This window comes from Cytophagales bacterium, assembly GCA_019456305.1.
Classification (GTDB): domain Bacteria; phylum Bacteroidota; class Bacteroidia; order Cytophagales; family VRUD01; genus VRUD01.
This window is the reverse complement of the sequence record VRUD01000073.1, coordinates 1-22,157: the sequence shown is the minus strand read 5'-3', so window position 1 is coordinate 22,157 and position 22,157 is coordinate 1. Positions and strand designations below refer to the sequence as shown.

At 39.1% G+C, this 22,157-nt stretch carries 15 protein-coding genes and 1 pseudogene; 9 read left to right on the top strand and 7 right to left on the bottom strand.

All coding sequences use genetic code 11. From position 1 onward, the window contains the following. Positions 1-875: 875 nt before the first annotated feature. The 3 genes from ligA to FVQ77_14035 all read left to right on the top strand — a co-directional run bounded on the left by ligA (position 876) and on the right by FVQ77_14035 (position 4,364). A complete protein-coding gene (ligA, locus tag FVQ77_14045; protein ID MBW8051432.1) occupies positions 876-2,684 on the top strand; it encodes an NAD-dependent DNA ligase LigA in 1,809 nt (602 codons plus the stop codon). 201 nt (positions 2,685-2,885) lie between these two features. Then, positions 2,886-3,413, top strand: coding sequence for a hypothetical protein (locus FVQ77_14040; protein MBW8051431.1), 528 nt, complete (start codon positions 2,886-2,888; stop codon positions 3,411-3,413). Between the two features lie 75 nt (positions 3,414-3,488). Further along, complete coding sequence (locus tag FVQ77_14035) at positions 3,489-4,364, top strand: 4-hydroxy-tetrahydrodipicolinate synthase (GenBank protein ID MBW8051430.1); 876 nt, start codon at positions 3,489-3,491, stop codon at positions 4,362-4,364. A gap of 130 nt (positions 4,365-4,494) precedes the next feature. Here FVQ77_14035 and FVQ77_14030 read toward each other — a convergent pair whose 3' ends face one another. Then, entirely contained in the window at positions 4,495-5,160 is a 666-nt protein-coding gene (locus FVQ77_14030; GenBank protein MBW8051429.1) for a carboxypeptidase-like regulatory domain-containing protein, read from the bottom strand. Positions 5,161-5,217: 57 nt separating this feature from the next. Then, positions 5,218-6,468 (bottom strand): aminotransferase class I/II-fold pyridoxal phosphate-dependent enzyme, encoded by a 1,251-nt coding sequence (locus FVQ77_14025; protein MBW8051428.1) that lies wholly within the window; start codon positions 6,466-6,468, stop codon positions 5,218-5,220. An 881-nt stretch (positions 6,469-7,349) separates the two neighbouring features. On the opposite strand from FVQ77_14025, the gene FVQ77_14020 reads away from it, so the two are divergent. Further along, positions 7,350-8,273, top strand: coding sequence for a hypothetical protein (locus FVQ77_14020; GenBank protein MBW8051427.1), 924 nt, complete (start codon positions 7,350-7,352; stop codon positions 8,271-8,273). Positions 8,274-8,672: 399 nt separating this feature from the next. Here FVQ77_14020 and FVQ77_14015 read toward each other — a convergent pair whose 3' ends face one another. Then, positions 8,673-11,027: an AMP-binding protein gene (locus FVQ77_14015; GenBank protein ID MBW8051426.1), complete on the bottom strand. Its 2,355-nt coding sequence runs from the start codon at positions 11,025-11,027 to the stop codon at positions 8,673-8,675. A 257-nt stretch (positions 11,028-11,284) separates the two neighbouring features. Here FVQ77_14015 and FVQ77_14010 point away from each other — a divergent pair. From FVQ77_14010 to FVQ77_13995, 4 genes and pseudogenes are all read left to right on the top strand, one after another. Beyond that, a pseudogene (locus FVQ77_14010) lies at positions 11,285-11,371 on the top strand (6-phosphofructokinase). Positions 11,372-11,764: 393 nt separating this feature from the next. Beyond that, on the top strand, positions 11,765-13,660 hold the full coding sequence (locus FVQ77_14005; protein MBW8051425.1) for an amidophosphoribosyltransferase: 1,896 nt from the start codon (positions 11,765-11,767) through the stop codon (positions 13,658-13,660). Between the two features lie 349 nt (positions 13,661-14,009). Next, positions 14,010-14,189 (top strand): hypothetical protein, encoded by a 180-nt coding sequence (locus FVQ77_14000; GenBank protein ID MBW8051424.1) that lies wholly within the window; start codon positions 14,010-14,012, stop codon positions 14,187-14,189. 112 nt (positions 14,190-14,301) lie between these two features. After that, positions 14,302-18,291 (top strand): T9SS type A sorting domain-containing protein, encoded by a 3,990-nt coding sequence (locus FVQ77_13995; protein MBW8051423.1) that lies wholly within the window; start codon positions 14,302-14,304, stop codon positions 18,289-18,291. A 123-nt stretch (positions 18,292-18,414) separates the two neighbouring features. On the opposite strand, the gene FVQ77_13990 is transcribed toward FVQ77_13995, so the two are convergent. Beyond that, on the bottom strand, positions 18,415-18,741 hold the full coding sequence (locus FVQ77_13990; GenBank protein ID MBW8051422.1) for an iron-sulfur cluster assembly accessory protein: 327 nt from the start codon (positions 18,739-18,741) through the stop codon (positions 18,415-18,417). A gap of 24 nt (positions 18,742-18,765) precedes the next feature. Continuing rightward, a complete protein-coding gene (locus tag FVQ77_13985; protein ID MBW8051421.1) occupies positions 18,766-19,206 on the bottom strand; it encodes a hypothetical protein in 441 nt (146 codons plus the stop codon). A gap of 143 nt (positions 19,207-19,349) precedes the next feature. Between FVQ77_13985 and mce the strand changes: the two genes are divergently transcribed. Continuing rightward, positions 19,350-19,784 carry a methylmalonyl-CoA epimerase gene (mce, locus tag FVQ77_13980; GenBank protein ID MBW8051420.1) on the top strand — a complete coding sequence of 145 codons (435 nt, stop codon included), beginning with the start codon at positions 19,350-19,352 and terminating at the stop codon, positions 19,782-19,784. Positions 19,785-19,824: 40 nt separating this feature from the next. Here the strand turns inward: mce and FVQ77_13975 are convergent, their stop codons facing one another. Then, complete coding sequence (locus FVQ77_13975) at positions 19,825-20,967, bottom strand: UDP-N-acetylglucosamine 2-epimerase (non-hydrolyzing) (GenBank protein MBW8051419.1); 1,143 nt, start codon at positions 20,965-20,967, stop codon at positions 19,825-19,827. Positions 20,968-20,976: 9 nt separating this feature from the next. Next, positions 20,977-21,771, bottom strand: coding sequence for a polysaccharide export protein (locus tag FVQ77_13970; protein MBW8051418.1), 795 nt, complete (start codon positions 21,769-21,771; stop codon positions 20,977-20,979). Positions 21,772-22,157: the final 386 nt, after the last annotated feature.

Sequence of the window (22,157 nt, the reverse complement as noted above, 5' to 3'; positions counted from 1 at the left end):
TTGCCTTATTTTTTTTGCAAAGATAGTTATGTTTAATCCTAAATATTAATTGTTTTTATCGGACAACAGTGATTTTTAATAGTAAATACTTATCAATCATGAAAAAATTAATTTTAGCAATCGTCTTATTGTTCTTTTTTGCTGCATCCTGCACACATCAAAGCAAACATTGCAAAAAAGCCTGGAAAAATAAACAGAATATTCAGAAGATTCAGTATCAGTAAGAAGAAATAGGGGTATAGGGAAATAAGGGTTGGCTATCATCGGATGACTCTCTGGGTTGTGCGTTGGGGTCATCCGATGAATTTGCTAGCAAACAAATAAGGGAATAGGTAAATAAGAAATTACTAAAACATTATATCCCTATTGACAATCTGATAATTGACCTATTCCGTTGTTTAAATTTACAAATATACTTATACCTCTATCTCCTTTATTTCCTTATTCCATTATACCCTTATTTTTTAAAGCAGAGTGCAATGCACTATCTGATGACAAAAGAAGAGGCCAAAAACAAGATTGAGCACCTTACAGAAAAGATAAATCACTACAATCATCAATACTACCAACATAGTATTTCGGATATCTCTGACTACGAATTTGATCAGCTTTTAAAACAGCTCATCAAATTAGAGCATGAGTTCCCCTATTTAAAGAGACAAGACTCCCCTACCCTGCGTGTCGGTGGTACTATCACCAAAGAGTTTGACACAATAAAGCACAAATATCCAATGCTTTCTCTGGATAATACATATTCAGAGGAAGAGCTAAAAGATTTTGACAACCGGGTAAAAAAAAATATTGGTAATGACTTTGAATATGTTTGCGAATTAAAATTTGATGGGGTAGCTATCAGCCTGAACTATGAAAAAGGGATGCTAACAAAGGCAGTAACCCGTGGAGATGGAATACAGGGAGACGATATTACTGCCAATGTAAAAACCATAATTAGTATTCCATTAAAAAGCCCCCCCCTAACCCCCAGCCCCCCTAAATCCCCCCAAAGGGGGGACTTCCCAACCCCACTTCCCAAAGGAAAAGGGGATAGCAAAAGCGATGGAAAAGTCCCCCCTTTGGGGAGGACGATGTCCAGTGGACATCGGGCCAGCATTGCGGGAGGTAGGGGGGCTGGTAGGGGGGCTGTTCCTTCTTCCTTTGAAGTACGAGGTGAATTATTTATGTCAACTAAAGTTTTTAATAAACTAAATGAAGAAAGAGAAGAGATCGGTGAAACCCTGCTTGCAAATCCCCGCAATACCGCTTCAGGTACTTTAAAAATGCAGGACTCAAGCATTGTAGCCAAAAGAAAATTAGATTGCTTTATCTATTCTTTATCAGGTGAAAACCTGCCTTATAAAACACATGAGAAAAGCCTGGAAGAATTACCTAAATGGGGATTTAAGGTTTCTGATGCCTGGCAAAAATGTAAAAACATAAACGAGGTATTGGAATACATCAAAAAGTGGGAAACTAAAAGGTTTGACCAGCCTGTTGGTATTGATGGTATTGTGATCAAGATCAATAATTTTGAGCAGCAAAGAATATTAGGAGCAACTGCTAAAAGCCCACGCTGGGCAATAGCTTATAAATACAAAGCAGAAAGTGCAAACACTAAGCTGCTTTCCATAGATTTCCAGGTAGGCAGAACAGGTGCGATCACACCTGTTGCCAATCTGCAACCCGTCACTTTAGCCGGTACCGTAGTAAAAAGGGCATCCCTGCATAATGCAAATGAAATTGAAAGATTGGGTATAAGGATCAGCGATACCATATATGTAGAAAAAGGAGGAGAAATAATCCCAAAGATCACTGGTGTTGACCTGTCAAAAAGGCTACCTGGAATAAAAAAAATAGAATACATAAAAAAATGTCCCGTATGTGGTACCCCATTAAAGAGAAAAGAAGAAGAAGTTATCCATTATTGTCCGAATGAATCTGCTTGTCCTCCGCAAATTAAAGGCAGGATAGAGCATTTTATTCAGCGCAAAGCAATGAACATTGATGGCCTGGGACCTGAAACCATAGAACAGCTTCTCGAAAAAGACCTGATAAAAGATGTGGCAGACTTGTATGAGCTAAAATATGAGCAATTGATTAATTTAGAACGTTTTGCTGAAAAATCTGCTCTTAATTTGATTGAAGGCATTCAGAATTCTAAAATTGTTGATTTCGAGAATCTTTTATTTGCGTTAGGTATTCGCTTTGTAGGAATTACAGTGGCTGAAATACTTGCCGCTCATTTTAACAATATTGATGCACTGGCACAAGCCTCTTACGAGCAATTAATTGAAGTTCCTGAAATAGGAGATAAAATTGCTCAAAGCTTAGTGGAGTACTTTAAGTCAAAAAAAAAATTACAATTAATAGAAAGACTTAAAAAATATGGGCTTAAATTTGCCCTCACCCCCAACCTCTCTGCAAAAAGTGGAGAAGGGGTGGGGGCTCCTTTACTTCTTAAAGGAAAAACCTTTGTCATATCAGGAGTTTTTGAAAGTTTTAGCAGAGAAGAGTTAAAGGAAAAAATTAAAAACAATGGGGGAAAAGTTTTATCTTCAATCTCTGCGAAATTAGATTATTTGTTGGCAGGCAATAAAATGGGGCCTGCAAAGTTACAAAAAGCGAAAAACTTAGGTACCAACATTATCTCTGAAAAAGATTTTTTGTACATGATAAAAAAAGGTTGAGTCCACTCTAAAAAGTGTTTTTGGTTCTTCCCGAGTACTCGGGACAAAGAGCGCAAAGTTATATACTTAACTAATTGATATTCAATCCTTTGCGAACTTTGTCCCGCATATTGCGGGACGAAAAACGATTTCTTTTCAATTTTTTACTTTTTAGAGGGGACTCAAGGTTTAATGTTCAAATGTTCATAAATACTCTAAATATTGAGCAATTTTATTCTTCCGATCCTGAATAAATTCATCTTTAAGCGTAATAAGGCTGAAAGGATAACTTTAAACTACAAGGATGCTCGTAACATAGGCATCATGTTTAACCTGCCTGCCCTTAAAGATAAATCAAAAAATGAACGAAACCTGGAGTCACTCAAAAATTTCGTGAAAAAACTAAAAGATGATGGGAAAAAAGTACAAGGGCTCACTTTAGACAACAAAAATAGTCCTTACAATTTTAAACATTATTACTTCGCCAGCAGAGAAATCACTTATTTGAGGTCACTTAGATCTGAGCAAGTCAAAAAGTTTATTAATAGCGATTTTGATTACCTGTTTTGCATTGACACAAAACCATCGTATGTTTTTCACAATATTCTTGCAAAGAGTAAAGCAAAATGCCGTATTGGGAAATACGACCAGCACAAAACAAATTATTTTGAACTGATGATCAAGATCAATGATACGGATGGAATTGACGTTTTAGTTGATCAAATGAATCATTATACGCAGGAACTATAAAGCGCAAAGCCCCGCCAGTTGGCGGGGCATAGCGTTCAATCCTTTACTCTGTGCGCATTTTTAGTATCAATAATAATGAACAATAAATTCAGGGGCACCGGTGTCGCCTTAATCACTCCTTTCAAAAAAGATCTTTCTGTTGATTTTGATGCCTTTGCCAAGCTGCTTGATTTCACCATAGACGGTGGCATTGACTACCTTGTTGTATCAGGAACTACCGGAGAATCGGCTACTACTACCCCGGATGAAAAAAATGAAATTTTATCTTCCGCTATCAAACATGTAAAAGGAAGAAAATCAGTTGTCTATGGTATCGGGGGAAATAACACCCAGGCTGTTATTGAAGTCATAAAAAATAGTGACTTTACGGGAGTAGATGCAATACTATCTGTAAGTCCTTATTACAACAAACCTACCCAGGAAGGTATCTACAGACATTATTCTGCAATAGCAGAAAATTGTCCTGTGCCTGTTATTTTATACAACGTTCCGGGCAGAACTTCTTCAAATATTACGGCAGAAACAACGATAAGATTAGCCAGGCATCACAACATCATTGGCATCAAAGAAGCATCAGGAGATTTAGGACAATGCATGCAGATTGTAAAAAACTCAGCGGACGATTTTCTGGTTATTTCCGGTGATGACCTGTTGACCGTTCCTATGCTTTCATTCGGCATGGATGGCGTGATTTCAGTGCTTGCCAATGCTTTTCCAGAAAAATTCAGCAGTTTGGTTTCGATGGGTTTAAAAGGCCAGTTCAAGCCCGCATCAAAGTTACTTTTTGACCTGTTGGAAATTAATCCCTTAATGTATGAAGAAAGCAATCCGGTGGGCATAAAAGCAGCTTTGGAAGTGTTGGGTATTTGTAACAGAACTGTTCGGGCTCCGCTAATAGATGCGTCTGAAGGATTGGTAAAGAGGATACGTAAATTATTAAAAGCGGTCTAATAGTTAATAAATTTCACTAACGAAAAATTAAAATTTTGATCATCAACAATAAGACAATGGAACGGTTACGCTAAAAAGCGTTGCCATCCCGCAGGGTGGCTATGATTTTTTAGCGAGTGTTAGCGGTTTGTTATTTTTCTTTTCCGTCTCTTCTCCAATATCTCCAATCATTGTTTTTAAACCAGTCACCTTCATTTGTCTTTTTATTATCTCCCCAATACATCGTTCCTTGTTCCTTTATTTGATTATTATCATACCATTCCGTTACAGTGCGATGATGATTAAACTTCAAAATAGATTGATACTTAAGTTTTCCGTTTTCGAACCAACTGCGATATGAACCATTAACTGACTGCGATTTCATTTGTCCGCTTTTATAAAAAGTAACTTCGTCACGACCTTGATATTTTATCTTTTCAATTTGTCCATTTTCAAAATAAAAAGTGTCAATAGGCTTTCCCAAAATAACAAATTCACTTTCTGGATTAAGAGGAACGGATGTTAATTTTACAGTCTGCGGATTAGTATTCTTTTTGGGGAGAAATTTCTTTTTTCTATAACCGATGGCTGAAACCGTTAATTCAGATATTGAGTCTTCAGTAAGTTCTAAGATAAAAAATCCATCAAAATCGGAAGTTGTACCTAAGTCGGAAATCATAATAATATTTGCAAATGGAATTGGTTCCTTTGTTATGCTATCAATCACATATCCCGATATTTTAGTCTGAATTTGGTGGTCTTGTCCGAAAACTGGAACTAAGATAAAAGTCAGTATAATAAAAAACAATGTCTTCATTTCTTTAATAACCGCTAACAATGGGGCAATGAGACAATAGGACAATGAAACAATGTTTTAAACCCTCACAAGTTCCTCCTTAGCATACTCCCCCGCCTTCAATTTCTCCTGTACAGCAGAAAAGGCATCCAGCGTTTCCTCTATATCTTCTTTTGTATGAATTGCGGTTGGAATGATCCTTAGCATCAATATATCTTTAGGAACGACCGGGTAAATAATAACCGAACAAAAAATATTATAGTTTTCTCTCAGATCAACCACCAGGCTCCATGTCTCTGACATACTGCAATTCATGTATACAGGAGTGACAGGTGAATTTGTTCTGCCTATGTTAAAACCGCGTGTTTTCAAACCTGATTGTAAATATCTTACATTGTCCCAGAGTTTCTCTCTCAGTTCGGGGTAGTTTTTCAACAGTTCAAGACGTTTTAAATTCCCAATTACGACGGGCAGTGGAAGCGATTTTGCCAACATCTGTGAACGGTTATTATATCTTAAATTGTCAATCACGCACTTATCGCTTGAGATAAATGCACCGATGCTTGCCATAGACTTTGCAAAAGTAGAAAAGTATATATCTATTCCATCCTGCACGCCTTGTTCTTCACCTGTTCCTGCCCCGGTTTGACCAACAGTTCCAAAACCATGTGCATCATCTACAAAAAATCTAAAATGATACCTTTTTTTTAATGCAATGATCTCCTTTAAATATCCCTGGTCACCTGCCATACCAAATACGCCTTCTGTTATTACCAAGATGGCCCCATCTGTGTCCTTTACCAGGTGTTCAGCTCTTTGTAATTGCTTTTCAAGGTTTTCAATATTATTATGAGGATATACAAAACGTTTACCCACATGTAAATGAACACCATCTACAATACAACCATGTGCTTCTGAATCATAAATAACTACATCCCATCTATTAAGCAAAGAGTGGATCGAAGAAACCATTCCCTGGTAGCCGTAATTCAGTAATATGGTATCTTCTTTGTGAACGAATTCAGAAAGCTCCTTTTCTAATTGTTCATGATAAGCTGTGTTTCCTGTCAGCATTCGTGCTCCCATCGGGTAAGCCAGTCCCCATTCTTCTGCTGCCTTTGCATCCGCTTCACGCACTTCAGGGTGGTTGGCTAATCCTAAATAATTATTTATACTCCAGATTATTTTTTCCTTACCTTTGAAGATCATCCGGCTAGCAAGCTCCCCCTCCAGCTTTGGAAAGAAAAAATAACCTTCTGCCTGAAATCTATCAGAACTACGACTCAACGGGCCTTTGTTTGCTGATAATTTTTCAAATAGATCTGTCATGATATTTACGATTATAAATTTTAGATTTTAAATTTAGAATTAATGATAATAATTTTCAATTTTGCAACAAATGTAGTATTAAAAACTATAAATACAAAATTTTAAAACCAGAAGATTTTATGATCAAAAAAATACTTATAGCCAACAGAGGCGAAATAGCCCTGCGTATCATGCGATCTGCGAAAGAAATGGGGATTTGCACGGTTGCTATATTCAGCGAAGCTGATAGAAATTCACTTCATGTAAAATATGCTGATGAAGCTGTTTGTGTTGGCCCACCTCCATCATCAGAATCTTACCTTCAAGGTGATAAGATAATTCAGATCTGTAAAGAGCTCAAAGTAGATGCGATCCATCCGGGGTATGGTTTTTTATCAGAAAATGCGGCTTTTGCCCGTAAAGTTGAAAAAGCAGGTATTATATTCATAGGCCCATCCCCGCAGTCAATAGAAATGATGGGAGACAAGTTAACAGCAAAAAAGGCTGTTTCAAAGTACAATGTGCCGACAGTTCCCGGTGGTGATCATTCTATTAAAAACATCAAAAATGCCAGAGAAAAAGCAAAACAGATCGGCTACCCCATTCTAATAAAAGCAAGCGCTGGTGGTGGCGGTAAAGGAATGCGCATTGTTGAAAACGAGAAAGAGCTTGAAGAGCAAATGAATCGTGCAGAAAGTGAAGCTCAATCTGCTTTTGGCGATAATTCGGTTTTTATTGAAAAGTATATCTCCTCACCCAGACATATTGAGATACAAATATTAGGCGACAAACATGGCAACGTCATACACCTCTTTGAAAGAGAATGTACCATACAACGCAGGCACCAAAAAGTAATTGAAGAAGCCCCATCACCTCTCTTAAATGATGAAATAAGGGCTGCTATGGGAAAATGTGCAATTGATGTAGCCAAAGCTTGTAATTACTTTAGTGCGGGTACGGTAGAGTTTCTTGTAAGCCCCGCTCTAACTCCAAGCCCCCCTGAATCGGAGAACCGGAGAATCGGAGAAACGGAGAACAGGAAAACGAAGCGATTCACCGATTCACCCATTCACCCATTCACCGATTCGGTAAGGAATAGTGGCGGGGGGCTGTCTTTCTATTTTTTAGAAATGAATACCCGACTGCAGGTAGAACATCCTGTTACCGAACAGATTACAGGTATTGACCTGGTAAAAGAACAGATCAAGATAGCACAAGGTAAACCTTTGGATATCAAACAAGAAGACTTATCAATTAATGGCCATGCCATAGAGGTACGCGTTTATGCTGAAGACGCAAAAAATAATTTCATGCCTGATACAGGCAAATTAATCACTTACAAAACACCTCAAGGGCCTGGAATAAGGGTTGATGACGGCTTTGAGCAAGGGATGGAAATACCAATTTATTATGATCCCATGATCGCGAAGCTTATAACACATGCCGCTACCAGAACCGGAGCGATAGAGAAAATGAAAAGGGCTATTGACGAGTATCAAATCACAGGAATTGAGACAACACTGCCTTTTGGTAAATTCGTGATGGATCATGAGGCATTCAGATCCGGAGAATTTGATACAAGCTTTGTTGAGAAACACTATGCAGCTCGGATTGATCTGCCTGCCCCCGAGTACTCGGGGGCGCAGGCAGGTAATCCGAGATTAAAAAAAGACAGAGGTGGTGAAATTGCAGGTATATTAGCGGGATATTTAACTGAAGCTCTGATTGGTAATACCAGGTTAAGAATCAAAGATGGGGATGATAAATTTAATAAGACGAGTACGAGTAAATGGAAAGAGAATAGGATGAGGAATGACAATAATTAAGAAATGCCCAACCTGGCGTAGCCAGAACCAAAATTTTAGTTCATGGTTTTTGGTTTTTAGTTTTAGTTATTTGGTTGTTAGTTTTAGTTCATTAGTTCAATAGTTTGCTAATGCCGGACTCATGGCACGACCAACAAACTAAAAAACTATAACCATAAACTATCAAACCATAACCAAAAACTAACAACCAAAAACTAAATATTTTGCCCCCGAGCACTCGGGGTCAGAATTTTAAATGTTAGACACTAAAGTGCCTATCCCGAGTGCTCGGGATAAATTTTAGGCATTTCTTAGACGTTGGATATTGTAAATTTGATATTAGTCTGAAAATGAAACCACTAATTACACGAATTACACTAATTAATAATTACACTAATTTAATTTGTGTAATTCGTGGTTTCATCCATTATTTTTTAGTTCCAAATTCCTCAATACCCTCCTCATCACCTTATTAGAAGCCGTCCGGGGTAATTCATCCAGCACTACTACATTCATAACTTTGAATAATGGATTGAGGTTTTCTTTAATGCTTTTCTGGAAGATTGAGATCAACTCCTGTTTTTCGCAACTTAAATGCCTGCCCTCCCGACTGTGTCGGGATAAACTCCGCGAAGCGTATCGGGGTTGCGTTACAATGGCATAAATAACGAGTTGGCTTGGTCCTCCTCCGGGAGGGTTCACAGCGATAGCAGCCGTTTCTCTTATTCCGTCTATATTATTTAATGTTCGTTCAATTTCAGCAGAACTTACTTTAATGCCCCCAAGATTCATCGTATCATCAGCCCGTCCCAGCGCACGGAAATAATTTCCGGGCAAACGTTCTATCTGGTCGCCATGGCTGCGTAGAATTGGATTAGCCCCCCTTAAATCCACAGCCCCCCTAAATCCCTCCCGAGTGCTCGGGAGGACTTTGCCATCGCTTTTGCCTCGGGGAAGGGTAAAGTGTTGGCCAGTTCTCCCCCCTTTGGGGGGAGTTAGAGGGGGGCTATTCAGCTCATTTTTTAGCAGCTTTCCAAAAGCGCCTTCCATATTGTCCGTACAATCAGGGTTCCCGGCATAATATTCTTTATGATGTTCTTTGTTTAGCAACTCAGTAGATAATCCGATAGAAGGAGGTACAAGGAAAATTTCACCGTTTTGGGTTTGTTTACCATTTTCGTCTAACAAAATAAAATCAAGACCCAAAGCAGGTGTTGAAAAAGCAGCCGGAACGGCTGGCTGAACTACCGTGCCGGTAATATATCCACCGCCTATTTCAGTGCCTCCGCAATACTCAATTACGGGTTTGTAGCCTGCTTTGCTCATCAACCACCCATAATCCTGCGAATTAGAGGCTTCCCCGGTTGAGCTAAAAACTTTAATATTGCTCCAATCCAATCCGTTCATGCAATCCGTTTCAATCCACCGTTTGACCATGCTGGGCACTACACCCAACATATTCACTTTTGCATCCTGTACAAATTGTCCGAATTCTCTACCAACAGGTGCACCATAATAAAGCGCTATGGTCGCTTTATTGATCAGGCTGGCGAAGATAAGCCAGGGTCCCATCATCCAGCCGATATTGGTGGGCCAGGCAACCACATCCCCCGGCTGGATGTTTTGATGTAAATAGCCATCAGCCGCACATTTTATGGGTGTGGTATGCGTCCAGGGAATCGCTTTGGGGTCACCAGTAGTGCCTGATGAGAAAAGGATGTTTACATGACCGGCCGGTTCAGATGAAACGGAGTCAAATTTATCATCTTTACTCAAAAAATTATCCCAAATCATGTCCTGCTTCCTGATTTGCAGGGAATGGGCCCCGACAGAATCGGGATTTCGCTGGTGCTCAACATGCCCATTCCCTACAGGTAAAACAACAACTACAGGTGGATCGGCTTTTAATATTTTGTCATACAATGGTAACTTCTTCTCACCTCTGATAATAAAATCCTGGGTAAAGATCAGCTTTGCATTTGAAATTTGCAGGCGTTTGGCTACTTCACCTGGAGCGAGACTGTCGGCAATAGAAACTACTACACAGCCCGCTTTAATGATGCCCAGGTAGATTGCAACGGCCTCAGCAGTCATGATCATATCTATGGCAGCAGCATCTCCACGCTTTAATCCCAAAGCTGTTAAACCATTGGCAACACGATTTGAAAATTTTTCCAATTGCTGATGGCTCATTTTGTTTATTTTTCCACCTTCAGCCTGGTATATGATAGCAGGTTCTTGAGGATTATCCTGAAAACAGCTATCTGCAATATTCATCTTTGCACCAACCAGCCAATCAGGATTTTCTAGTCCATTTTGTAGTGAACGGGCATGCCCGTTCACTACAACTATTTTTTTATAACGGTCTTTAAACCTGATACCGAGCTCATTTACCATCAGTTCCCAAAATGCAGCCCGGTTACAAACCGACCAGGTGTGAAAATCTTTGTAGTCTGCAATACCTAATTGAGTTTGTATCTTTGAAATATTTGAGGTTTTAATTGTTTCACCGGAAGGCAGCCACACTGGCTTGGGGCCTTTTGAATCATCCCAATCAGCATAGACTGCATCAAAGATAAGTTGATGTATAGGAAAAGGAATATCAGGGGAAAGTATTTCTTTACATATCTTTTGCCAGCATACCGGAGCTGAGTAGTTATTGAGCAGGTTATTTATTTCATCATTTATCTTACTGGCATCAATTTCATCCAGACCAAGATCAACAAGTTGTTTTATTGTAATTTTAGTATCTTTTACAATTTGATTAGACTCCATTTAATGAAATAATTGAAGAAAAAACAATTTTAATTGGTAGTCTTACTGCCATTTTCTTTTCTTGTTATCCTGCGGATTATTCCGAGTTCTGTTATAAGGCCTACTCTGCCAGGTCTGGTAATTCTTCTGAACCACCTGGTTTTTTCATTTGTTTTATTAGTTTTCGTCATCTTATGGTTTATTAATTGACACAAACATAATAAAAAAATACAGGATTTGCTAATTTTAAGTGTAAATTCGGCAGTCGGCAGTCCACAATCGGCAGTCGGCAGTCCACAGTCGGCAGTCGGCAGTCCACAGTCGGCAGTCGGCAGTCCACAGTCGGCAGTCGGCAGTCCACAGTCGGCAGTCGGCAATTGTTTTTTTGCTTTTTTGCCAACTGCCGATTGCCAACTGCCGACTTTATCAATTTTGTGTACATTTACGCAGCTTAAGATACAGTTTAACACGCTATTCTAAAATATAGCCAAGACAATTTGTTTGCAGCTTCGCTGCGTTAGGCTTTATACTGCGAACGGGATAAATTATCGCACTTTAGAGTTGGCAGCGGCAGTGAGCAGACGTGTGCGGGAAACTGCCAACTGCTGCTGCCAACTGCCAACTTATGAATGCGACAATTTATCCCGTTTCAAGTATTCGTCACAAATAATTTTGGCTCTATTCTAAATTTAGGTGATAGATAAATTTTCATTACTTTTGCGCTACAAAATGATAAGCTATTTTCAAAAAGAAGATTAATGTCCGATACCATCCACCACCACTGCGGGATCGCATTTATCCGCCTCCGTTATCCTCTTTCTTATTACCTGGAAAAGTACGGCACAGCCCTGTACGGGATCAATAAATTATACCTTTTAATGGAAAAGCAGCATAACCGGGGGCAGGATGGTGCAGGTGTGGCTTCAATAAAACTAAATGTTCAACCTGGTTACAGGTATTTTGAAAAACTTCGCTCTGTGGACAGGCAGCCCATAGAGGATATTTTTCAAAAGATCAGTAAAAAATATAAAGCTTTATTAAAAGAAAACCCGGGTAAAACAAATGATGCAACCTGGATAAAAGAGCATTTCGATTTTGCAGGTGAAGTTTTGATGGGCCATTTAAGATATGCAACGCATGGGGAATACGGGTTGCAAAATTGCCACCCGGTGATCAGGCAAAATAACTGGCGCAGCAGAACTTTGGCGCTTGCCGGTAATTTTAATATGACCAATGTAGATGAACTATTTGATGTTCTGGTCAATATCGGGCAGCACCCAAAAGATAAGATAGACACGGTGATTGTATTAGAAAAAATAGGCCACTTCTTAGATGAAGGCGTTCAGGCGATCTATGATAAATACAAAGGCAAATATCCAAACAGTGAAATTACTGAATTTGTAGAAAATGAGTTGGATATGATCCGGGTTTTAAAGAATTCCTTTAAAGATTTTGACGGTGGTTATGCCATGGCCGGGATCACCGGTAATGGTTCAGCTTTTGTTGCCAGGGACCCTGCCGGCATTCGTCCTGTCTGTTATTATGCAGATGATGAGGTGGTGATAGCTGCTTCAGAAAAACCTGCCATTAAAACTGCTTTTGAAATTGAATATAACGAAATAAAAGAAATCCCCCCGGGATATGCGCTCATTGTCAATACAAAAGGAGACCTGGACTGCTGCGAATTTATAGAACCACTGCAAAAAAAGTCGTGCAGTTTTGAACGAATATATTTCTCAAGAGGCAGCGATCCTGATATTTATAAGGAAAGGAAAATGCTGGGCAAGCTGCTTGCACCCAAAATACTCAAAACGATTGACTATGATCTTGAAAATACGATTTTTTCCTATATACCCAACACTGCTGAGACTGCATTTTTAGGATTGATGGAGGCGGTGGAGGATTTAAAATCCCAAATCCCAAATCCCAAATCCCAAATCCAAAAGCCCCGTATTGAAAAATTGGTGATTAAAGATGCAAAGCTGAGAACATTCATTACCGATGAGGGCCATAGAGGCGACCTTGTGGCACATGTTTATGATGCTACCTATGAAATTATCAATAAAGGAAAAGACACGCTGGTAGTGATTGACGACTCCATAGTAAGAGGAACTACGCTGGAAAAAAGCATTCTGAAAATGCTCGATAAATTGGGGCCAAAAAGGATCGTGATCGTTTCATCCGCCCCTCAGATCCGTTATCCTGACTGTTATGGTATTGATATGAGTAAGATGAAAGATTTTGTGGCTTTCAGGGCTGTGATCAAATTGCTGGAAGATTCAAACAAGGAGTATATCATGGAAGAAGTACTTCAAAAGTGTAAAGTTGCTAATGAAAAGAAGCAGGGAGTTGGGAACGGGCCGAATATCCAGACGCAGTCGGCAGGGCAAGTGGTGAAAAATTATGTAAAAGAAATATACGCTCCTTTTAGTGATGAAGAAATTTCAGATAAAATTGCTCAAATCATTGCTGCACCTGATTTGAAGGCAGAGGTTAAAGTGCTTTACCAAACCATTGAAAACCTGCATAAAGCCTGCCCGGATCACCTGGGCGATTGGTATTTTACAGGGAATTATCCAACACCGGGGGGAAACCTGGTTGCCAACCAGGCATTTATTAATTATATGGAAGGGAGCTTTGAAAGAGCTTACTAAGCGTTATGTATTCATGTGTTCACCTATTCGTCCTGCCTGTTGGCAGACAGGTGTTCATGGAAGATTACATGAACACTTGAACACAATTTAACCTGTTCCCTCGCTATCGGAGTCCCACTCCAAGTGGGGCTCCGAATGAGGATTGCCGTGATCTCTTATTGGGAGCCCCACGGGAAGTGGGACTCTCATGGGGTTCGGACTCCCACGCTATCGGAGTCCCACTCCAAAACAATTTCCATTTTTCCATCCAATCGGGGATAAGGAAAAGAAATATGAGAAAATGTTAAAAAAACCTGATTTTTAATTTTTTTACCCTACATTGCAATTAGTAACCTATGAAAAACATAAAATGGAATCAACTTTAAATATAATTTTAATGCTTGTTGTATTGGCAGTTATAGATGAGCTCAACGCAATAAGCCCCTATTTAGGGTTTGCAACATTAGTAATAGTTTTATTAGTGGGATTAGTAACTTTGGGTTATACACTTACAAAATGGTATTATTTAATCAAAAACAAAGGCAAATGACCAAACTATCATTTTGGCTCCTTTACAAGGATATGATATATTTACTAAAAAGTTTGGCTTTTATCTTATTTTTTTCGTATATTGTAATTAATAAGCTGCAGAAAACATTAAAATGAAAAAATTTATACCATATTATGTTAATTGTAGCAAAATTGCCCCTCCCTCACTAAATCTGACAGGTTTAAGAGTCAGGTTTTCTGTTCTCTCCATCACAGCTATCTCCTTCATACTTTTATTATTTAGCTTTTTATACAGCCAACGGAGCTATGGGCAGACTTTATTGGATAACTACGATGGCGTAGGTGATCTGACTTACACAACTGAAGGAACATGGCTGATAACGGGAGGACAATACGAGGGCCAAAACGCTGCCTCATCAACACCGGAACACAGTTACGCTTCTTATGACCTGACGGGCTCAATAGCGGGCTGGGACCTTAACAAAGCCAATACGAATACATGGTTTGGATGGATGGATTTGAATCGGAGCTTGGTTTCCGGCTGGGGCGGCTCCAGTTATTCGTGCGGTATGGTGCTGGCTGCCAATAATACTGATTTTAATTCGGGTTCACCTGCCGGATATGCAGTTGTTTTCAGGAATAGTCCCGATGAGCTTGTTCTTGTTAAATTTAGTGGCAATATCACAAGCGGTACCATAAATCTTTGGAGTGGTACCACAGAACTTATAAGTAGCGGCTACACATATTTAGATGGTGATAATGGTGTTAATTTCTTTGTAGAATTCCTTTCTGACGGTACCTGGAAAATATCTTATTTAGCAGGTGCAAAACTCTCGGATGCAAATGCTACCAACAGCGCTAATTACACAGGTGGAAGCGCTACTTCAGCCAATGATGAAACTTATACGGGTGCAACCTACAAATATGCTGGCTGGGTGTATGCACATTCAAGCGCTGGCGGACAAGTGGCTTATTTTGACAACTTCGGAGCAGGACAAGGCGGAGGAGTCACAGCCGATCGATTGACTTTTACCAATATTCCCGGTTCCTGCCGGGAAGAAAACCAAACCTTCAGTGTAACGGTATGTGCAACCGATGCAAGTTTGAATGTTGACAATACCTATACGGGTACAATAACGGTGAGCAAAGCATCAGGTCCGGGTACGTTATCAGGAACCTTAGTATTGGCAGCAACTGCCGGCTGCGCTACATTTGCCGACCTTTCATTTGATGCTGCTGGCGCTTATACTTTAAGTGCAACGGATGGTTCGCTGACCGATGGAATTTCCGGAAGTTTTACCATATCCGTATCATGTTCGGGTTCAGGAATAATTATCAATGAATTTTCCAACGGTCCGGCTGGATCTCAGGAATACGTTGAATTGCTTGTTGTAGGCGCTGCCTGTTCCACAGTTGATATCAGGGGGTATATTGTGGATGATAATAACGGGGCAAGCAACGATGGATTCAGCACCAAACAACAAGATGCAGGCGTGGCTCCGGGTTATATTGAATTTGACGCCATTGCCAGGTGGGCATCGGTGCCGGTGGGTTCTATCATACTTATTTATAACAATGGCGATAAGAACCCTGCTATCACACAAGCTGACGACCCTGATGATACCGGCACTCCGGATAGCGTCTATATTTTACCGGCCAATGATGCAGGACTAATAAAATGTAGTACAACGCCCTCCGGTGGTGGTGGCGGCAGCTCTGATTATTCTCCCTGTGGACTTACTGCTCCGGGTAGTTGGACCACTGTTGCTATGCGTAATCTCGGAGATGCGATCCAGGTTCGCAATCCTGACGGCACTTACTTTCATGGTATATCTTATGGAAGCTCTTCTAATAATATGACCGGTGGCCCGGATAACCTGAACGTACTAACTTCAAGCGGTACCGGGAAGGTCTTTTATTTTAATGATACAGATTACAGAGATGTTGCAAACTTTACTGCAGGTAATGTCCCCGCTGACGAAACACCCGGGGCAGCAAATAATGCAGCGAATGCAGCATACATTAACAATTTAAGTAATTTGGGTGATCCGGCACAACCCGCAGCAGCAGATACTTCACGATGCGCAGGCGGCAGCCAGGATCTGACTGTGTCTCCAACCGTAGCCGGTTATAATTATGTATGGTATGATGCTCCTTTGGGAGGAAATCAATTAGGTACAGGATCGGCCTATACGGTTGATCCTGTACTTATAGGCGCTACAAATTATTATGTAGGAGCAGTCAGCACTGCCGGTGGTTGTGTTGGTGTGCGCGATACTGTAGTTTTAACGGGTACGGATACACCCCCTGCCTTTACGGGTAGTCCGTTTACTCAATGTGCAACGGGTTTTATAACATTAACGGTTGATCCGTCTATTGCAGGGGCAACTTATGTATGGTATAATTTGGTATCAGGAGGCACTGTATTGCAATCTTCAACCGATTTCAGCTATGATCTTTTGGTCCCTACCGGACCAAACGATAGTTTAGTGTGGGTATCTGTGATTGAAAGTGGTTGTGACGAAAGTTCAAGGACTGAAGGAGTTGCCTCAGTAACAGGAGACGGCACTAGTCCTACAACTTGGGACGGAAGTGTAAGCACAGATTGGTTTGATGATAATAACTGGGACAATTGTACCCCAAGTTGTTACCTCGATGCTGTAATACCAACTGCGGGTGTGAATGAACCTTCAATTCTATTTGCTAATGGTGGTGTTGCAAGAGTTAGAAATATTGAGATTCAAAGTGGCGGAACACTTACGTTTGGTGATAGTTTAGCTAAATTAAATGTATGTGGTGACTGGACGCAAGGTGGTGCCATATCCATGCCTGACAGTGGTTTGGTGGCATTTGTCAGCGCTACGGGTTCACAATTAATCACAACTGCTGCAGGGCCTTTTAATATACTGCAGATCAATAATACTTCTTCAACGCCATTGGTAACACTATCAGGCGCTGCTGCTGCTAATGTGACTATAAATGCTACCGGAGAGTTAAGACTTACAAATGGAGTATTGGAAACAACCATAGATAAAGCAGTGGTTGTGCTCAATACCGATGAAGATGCAGTAACGGGTAGTTCCACAGCCAGTTATATTTGGGGAAATCTTACCAGGTATATTCTTGCGGCTGGAGGTATTTATGACTTCCCTGTTGGAAACGGTGGTTCTTTTCAATTGTTCAATATAAATATCTCAGCCGTAGGGGGTTTAAGCTATTTAAATGTATTTTTTGAAAATACTTCCGTTGTAATTTTTGATGGTTTAGCTTTGTTAGAAAATGGTGGTGTCTATGATACGATTCTGGATAATGGCGGCTCAATTGGAGGTGTATGGACAATGACTCCTGATAATCCAGCCGCAACTACTGACTATGATCTTACATTGTATGGAAGAGACTACGGTCTTACCTTTGTAGATTCAGCTCATACGATCGTAAAAAGGGTTGATAACACACCTCCCTGGACGTTAGCGGGGACCTATGATTCTGCCGGTACAGGGGTAATTGGAGGCGTAGTTGTAGCTAAGAGAACAGCATACTCAGGGTTTTCACAAGTAGCTATTGCTGCTTCTAAAACACCAGCAGTAGTATTACCTATTGAGTTGCTTTATTTTACCGGTTATGCAAAAGGAACCTATGTGGTATTAGAGTGGATAACAGTTTCAGAGGAAAATAATGATCATTTCAATATTCAAAGAAGTAAAGACGGGAAAAATTTTGAAACCATTGGCACTATTCCCGGAGCAGGTACTTCAAATGATATCAGAGATTACTTGCATGTTGATGATAAACCAAATAAAGGCGTAAATTATTACAGGCTGAAGCAGACCGATTTTGATGGACAGGAGTCATTTTCTGAGATTATCAAGGTGAATGTGAATACCGGGGTTTTTGAGATCGGAAATATATACCCGGTTCCTGCTGAGGGTAGCGTAGTGATCACCTTTAATTCCAATTCAGAAGATGTTGTAAACCTGACAATTTTTGATATTACCGGTAAAGAATCTATGAGTGACAAATATTATGCATACGTAGGTTTTAATTCTGTATCGGTCAATGTTTCAGATCTTGCCAAAGGCGTTTACTTCCTGCATCTGGAGAAAAACGGGGAACGGATATATAAGAAGATGTTGAAGGATTAGTAGGCATGGAGCAAAAGCAGCATAGTTAGTTGTGTTATAAAAGCCTTTTCAGCGTAGTGAAAGGGCTTTTGTGTTATGAATAGATTTGCCGCGCAATAACAGTGTTGTTGAAAAAGACCCTATTCACAATGCAAAACTCTCCCCACACCCACAAGTTCTGCTGGCATTGGGGTTATTAAACACGAAACCTTTGCCATTGAGCCCATCTGAAAAGTCAAGGGTGGTGCCCAAAAGGTAGAGCAGGCTTTTTTTATCAACCAATATTTTTACTCCTTTATCTTCAAAAACCTGGTCACCTTCTTTGCTTTGATTATCAAAGTCTAATTTGTAGGATAAGCCGGAACACCCACCGCTTTCAACGGAAACACGTATGATGTAAGTTTCATCGTGTCCTTTATGTTTTCTCAGGTTCAGTATTTGATCCTTTGCTTTGTCTGTTACATTGATCATGATTGAAATATTTTTGTTAGATTTTTAATTTGACAGTATTTCAATTATCTTCTGGGCACTTTCAAAACCACCTTTTATTAATTTCACGTTACAATATCCTTCATAGTATCCGGCAATATGTAAGTTTTCATATACCGTATTATAATGAGCCATTAATTTGCCATTCTTCGGAACCTTTTTTATAAACATCGTATATTGATCATAGCTTTTGGGTAATTTATGCCTGCCATCAACAATTCCATGTTCTAATAAATACCCTTTTATAGCTATTGTTGCGGCTAAATAACCCATGGCTGATGCTTCACTCACATATTTTGAATCAACATATCTATCGTTTTTGATAGAAGTTTTATTGATTAACGTATCTTTTGCATTAGAAAAATAACGTCTTGCTTGTGCAATAGCTTCTTTTTTAGTCTTAGGTATTTGTGGTACTCTTTTTTTACTTTTATCTTTTTTAGCCATAAATTTACACGTTTATCTAAAGGGTTAAATATATTAAACTAAAAAATTATATAAAAAATTCCAAAATTAATAACTTTTTCAGATAAAATTCTTTTTTTTACCTAATTCTAAATCTATTTTTCTCTTTAATTTTTAATTGAATTATGTTAAAAGTTGAGCATATTGGCATAGCTGTAAAGAATATCAACAGTTCAAATGAGCTATTCAAAAAGCTTTTTGGAATCAGCCGCTATAAACTTGAGGAAGTAGCCAGTGAAGGTGTGGTCACTTCATTTTTTAAATTAGGTGATACCAAAATTGAACTTTTAGAGGCAACTCACGAAGATAGCCCCATTGCAAAGTTTATAAAAAAACGGGGAGAAGGTGTCCACCATATAGCCTTTGAGGTTAAAGACATTAATGCAGAGATGGAGCGTCTTAAAAAAGAAAAATTTGTACTGCTAAATGAAGTGCCAAAACCTGGCGCTGATAACAAATTAGTGTGTTTCCTGCATCCTAAATCTACTAATGGGGTGCTTGTGGAGCTTTGCCAGGAGATCTTAGAAGGGAATAGGGAAATAAAGGAAATAGGGGAATAGGGAGCAACCACGAATTACACAAATTAAATTAGTGTAATTATTAATTAGTGTAATTAGTGTAATTAGTGGTTTCATTTTCGGTGTTTACATTAAAAATCTTTTCAATTACCTCAAAGATCCTTTCTGTTGCCTTACCATCCCAAAGGGGCGGGATTTGGCTTTTTTTGTATTTCCCATTCATAATTGATGCTACAACAGGAATAATCCTGGCAATATCAAAATCTATAAGTGTATTTGATCCTATATCTGTTGTAATCGGCCGCTCGGTATTTGGCCTTAAAGTGATACATGGGATCTTTCTGAAAGTGGTTTCTTCCTGTATTCCCCCGCTATCTGTAATAACAAATTTTGAATTTAAAACTAAGTTTTGAAAATCCAAATATCCGACAGGTTCAAGCAAGGAAGTATTTGTGTTATTTGTTAATCGGCCGTACAATTTCGTTTCTTTTAACCTGTTTACTGTTCTGGGATGACAAGGAAAAACGATTTTAATAATTTTTGTTATTTCTGAAATGATGTGAATTAGTTTTAATAATCCTTCTTTTGTATCTACACAGGCCGGTCTGTGCATGGTCATTAAGGCATATTCTTTAGTCTTCAATTTTAGCTTATTAGAAATTTTTGATTTTAATATTTTTGTTTCAAAAGCAACCAGCGTATCTATCATCGTATTTCCCACAAAATAAATGTCATTCCCTTCCTTACCTTCTTTTAGCAAGTTATTAACCCCGCTTTCTTCTGTAACAAAATACATATCCGCCACTGCATCGGTCAGTATCCTGTTATTTTCTTCAGGCATTGTTTTGTCAAAGCTGCGCAAGCCGCTTTCAATATGTGCGAGCCTGACGCCCATTTTATTAGCCACCAATGCCCCGGCCAGTGTTGAGTTCACATCTCCTGTAACAAAGATCAGGTGGGGTTTATAGTCTGCTACAACTTTTTCCAGCTTCTGCATTATTTGGGCAATTTGGGATAGCGCTGAATTTCTATCCACCTCTAAAAAGGCATCAGGCGCTTTGATATTCAGATCTGAAAAAAAAATATCACTCATATTATAGTGATAATGCTGCCCTGTATGTACAAGCAGGTGAGAAAAATGGGAGAATTTCTTTAATACTTTCTCAAACTGAGTGATCTTGATGATATTGGGTCTGGTGCCTACAACTGTTAATAATCTTTTCATAGTGTATAATTATTGACCACCAAGCAAAAACAGGCTCACAAGCACCAGCGTAAGCGAAACAACAGATGAGGCCAAAGATACCAATACGTTCACATTCTGTAAGTATTTTCTTCGTAATGGCTCCACATATACAATATCATTAGGATGGAGATAGACCATATACGGATTTACCACATCAGAGGAAGTAATGTTTATAACTTCGAAACTACTTTCACCGCCATCCCTGCCTGCCCTTACTATTTTAATATTTTTTCTGTTGCCAAACAGAGTCAGATCCCCTGCTTTACCCAGGGCTTCCATCAACGATAGTTGTTCACTTTCAGCATGAAATACACCAGGGTGAGCAACATCGCCCAATACAGTAACATAAAAGGAAAGCATCTTAACTACTACGGTAGGATTATCAATATAAGCAGATAACCTTTTTTTGATAGTATCCCTTGCCTGGGTGATGGTGAGCCCCTGAAGGTGGACTGTGCCTACATAAGGTATTTCAATATTACCATCCTTATCAACGGTCAAGCCCCTTTCATACGCTCTCAGATTCGTAAATATCCCTTCAAAACCGGCTTTAGGTGAAAAGATTTTGTAGGTTTCTTCATCATATCCATGCACGTGTATATCAACAATATCATTAGGAGCTATTGTAAGCTCATATTCTTTTTTTAAAACAGCTATTTTAGATGTATCAATTTTAGTTCTTTGTTTCTCCTGGAAATAGACTACATTCCTGTGAGGAATACAACTAACACCACATAAATATATGAATAAAATTATAAGAGAATACTTTAAAATTTGTCCCATACAATTAACAAGAAAATTGCAAGTATGATGATTTATCCTGAATATTTTTTGTAAAAAAAATTACTACCGGTATTGTATGCTGTTATAATACTTCTTGAGTTTCTTACCTTTATGGGTTGCACATTTCGGCTTTGGGCGGCAGGCTGCAATTACAAAGACCAGCATCAAAAGGAAAATAATTAAACGTTTCATCTAAAAATAAGTGTGTTAGATATTTGTTATTATTATCTAAAAGTTGATACATTTGTTTAAACGTTCAAATATAAGAATTAGTTTTAAGAATTGTAACTATTTTTAAATATATCTATATAGTGTAGCAACAATTTAGTTTTGCAACATTAATTAGTAATAAATAGATTCTTTCGTTATTAATCAACAAATGGTTA

Coding starts and splice junctions, on each gene's coding strand:
- ligA (MBW8051432.1), top strand. CDS start 876: ATGCTAACAAAGGCAGTAACCCGTGGAGATGGAATACAGGGAGACGAT.
- FVQ77_14035 (MBW8051430.1), top strand. CDS start 3,489: ATGAACAATAAATTCAGGGGCACCGGTGTCGCCTTAATCACTCCTTTC.
- FVQ77_14030 (MBW8051429.1), bottom strand. CDS start 5,160: ATGAAGACATTGTTTTTTATTATACTGACTTTTATCTTAGTTCCAGTT.
- FVQ77_14025 (MBW8051428.1), bottom strand. CDS start 6,468: ATGACAGATCTATTTGAAAAATTATCAGCAAACAAAGGCCCGTTGAGT.
- FVQ77_14020 (MBW8051427.1), top strand. CDS start 7,350: ATGGGAAAATGTGCAATTGATGTAGCCAAAGCTTGTAATTACTTTAGT.
- FVQ77_14015 (MBW8051426.1), bottom strand. CDS start 11,027: ATGGAGTCTAATCAAATTGTAAAAGATACTAAAATTACAATAAAACAA.
- FVQ77_14005 (MBW8051425.1), top strand. CDS start 11,765: ATGTCCGATACCATCCACCACCACTGCGGGATCGCATTTATCCGCCTC.
- FVQ77_14000 (MBW8051424.1), top strand. CDS start 14,010: ATGGAATCAACTTTAAATATAATTTTAATGCTTGTTGTATTGGCAGTT.
- FVQ77_13995 (MBW8051423.1), top strand. CDS start 14,302: ATGAAAAAATTTATACCATATTATGTTAATTGTAGCAAAATTGCCCCT.
- FVQ77_13990 (MBW8051422.1), bottom strand. CDS start 18,741: ATGATCAATGTAACAGACAAAGCAAAGGATCAAATACTGAACCTGAGA.
- FVQ77_13985 (MBW8051421.1), bottom strand. CDS start 19,206: ATGGCTAAAAAAGATAAAAGTAAAAAAAGAGTACCACAAATACCTAAG.
- mce (MBW8051420.1), top strand. CDS start 19,350: ATGTTAAAAGTTGAGCATATTGGCATAGCTGTAAAGAATATCAACAGT.
- FVQ77_13975 (MBW8051419.1), bottom strand. CDS start 20,967: ATGAAAAGATTATTAACAGTTGTAGGCACCAGACCCAATATCATCAAG.
- FVQ77_13970 (MBW8051418.1), bottom strand. CDS start 21,771: ATGGGACAAATTTTAAAGTATTCTCTTATAATTTTATTCATATATTTA.